The 1,482-nt window shown below is 74.1% G+C and carries 2 protein-coding genes; one reads left to right on the top strand and one right to left on the bottom strand.

What is annotated here, in order from left to right:
• Nucleotides 1-597, bottom strand: a 597-nt coding sequence (locus AB0J52_RS40240; protein ID WP_500188450.1) for a cupin domain-containing protein, incomplete at its 3' end; no start/stop codon positions are given.
• A gap of 81 nt (nucleotides 598-678) precedes the next feature.
• Between AB0J52_RS40240 and AB0J52_RS40235 the strand changes: the two genes are divergently transcribed.
• A partial coding sequence (locus AB0J52_RS40235) for an NAD(P)H-binding protein (protein ID WP_500188449.1) occupies nucleotides 679-1,482 on the top strand: 804 nt, incomplete at its 3' end.

Below are 1,482 nucleotides of genomic sequence, written 5' to 3'. Positions count from 1 at the left end.
CCAGCCCGGCGGCCGCGCGCCCGGCCGGGAGAACCAGGCCCGCAGCACCGCGATGAGGATGAGGTCGAGCAGCCGGTCGAGCACGACCGGCTGGCCCGGAGCGTCCCGGCCGATCTCGTCGCCGAGCAGCGCGGCGAGCGGCGACCGCCAGTCCGGCAGGACGGCCAGCGGCGGCAGCGCGGCCAGCAGCCGGCGCTCGACCGCGCCCTGCGCCAGGTACGTCCCGACGAGCAGCGTCGTCGGGCCGTCCGGCGCGTTCCCCCACGTCCGGACGCCGAACGACATCGAGTCCGCCGGGGGCGCGCCGAACAGCGTCGTGCACCGGCCCTCGTCATGGATGATCCACTGCGGCGGGGAGCCGAGGGCGTCCGCCACCACGTACGGGACGGGCCCGCGCATGATCGCCACATCGCCGGGGGAGCAGCGGACCGGCTCGCCGCCCTCCGGCGTCACCCAGGCCTCGCCGCTGCGCACGATCACCACGCACAGCGGCGCCCCGTCCTCCACCCGGACCGCCCACGGCGGCTCCATGACCATGCGCAACAGGAACGCGCCCCGCGCCCGGGGACCGTCGAGAAGATCGGCGAGGGTGTCCATGACCGCACCCTAGACGCTTGCGTATGCGGCCTGGACCCTCAACGATGTTCGGTGATCATCCTTGCCGGTTGACTACAGGACATGACGAACACGACGAACACCGCGACCGGGACCACCACGGCGACTGCAATCGAGACGGCGACGGCGACCGACCGCGGACTGACGCTGGTCCTGGGCGGCACCGGGAAGACCGGCCGCCGCGTCGCCGAGCGGCTCACCGCCCGGAACGTTCGGGTGCGCATCGGCTCCCGCTCCGGCGAGACGCCCTTCGACTGGACGGACTCGGGCACCTGGCCCGCCGCCCTCGCCGGTGTCCGCTCGGTCTATCTCGCCTACGCCCCAGACCTCGCCGTCCCCGGCGCCCCTGAGCACATCGCCGCCTTCTGCGAGGCCGCGGTCGAGGCGGGCGTGCGGCGGGTGGTGCTGCTGTCGGGACGCGGCGAGAAGGAGGCCGAGGAGTGCGAGGACGTCGTCCGCGCCTCCGGCGTCGACTGGACGGTCGTCCGCGCGGCCTGGTTCTACCAGAACTTCAACGAGTCGGACTTCGCGGAGTACATCCGCGCCGGCCACCTGGCGCTGCCGGTCGGGGAGGTGCCCGAGCCGTTCGCCGACGCCGACGACATCGCCGACGTCGCCGTCGCCGCGCTGACCGAGGACGGGCACGCCGGGGAGGTCTACGAGGTCACCGGGCCGCGCGCGCTGACCTTCGCCGAGGCGATGGGCGAGATCTCCGAACTGACCGGCCGGCCCGTCGGCTTCACCACGCTCACGCCGGACGACTTCACCGCCGCGCTGACCGCCGACGGCGTCCCGGCCGAGGTCGTCGGCCTGCTGACCTACCTGTTCGTGACCCTGTTCGACGGCCGCAACGCGCGCCCGGCCGAC

Origin of the sequence: Spirillospora sp. NPDC049652, assembly GCF_040675125.1 — a bacterium.
GTDB lineage: Bacteria > Actinomycetota > Actinomycetes > Streptosporangiales > Streptosporangiaceae > Spirillospora.
This window is presented reverse-complemented; position numbering and strand designations above follow the sequence as displayed.